A 253-nucleotide genomic window follows, 5' to 3' on the forward strand; every position below is an offset into this window, starting at 1 on the left:
GTTGGAAACCGGCCGTGAAGGCGTGAAAGCGCTGAAAAAACCGCAGGAAGAACCCGCAAAACCCGCAGCACCCGTCGCCAAAGCCGCTGCCCCTCAGGCGCCGCTGGGGCCGAACGACCACATGAAAATCGGCCTGGCGCGCATCGATGATCGCTTAATCCACGGCCAGGTCGCTACCCGCTGGACCAAAGAGACCAACGTCAGCCGCATTATCGTCGTCAGCGATGAAGTCGCCGCCGACCATGTGCGCAAG

General features: G+C 62.1%; 1 protein-coding gene. It reads left to right on the top strand.

The annotated features are described in order from the left end of the window. Window positions 1–253: PTS sugar transporter subunit IIB (locus RAD10_RS42295; RefSeq protein ID WP_461622068.1), on the top strand; the 253-nt coding region annotated here is incomplete at both ends.

The organism is Bradyrhizobium sp. 23AC, assembly GCF_054863025.1.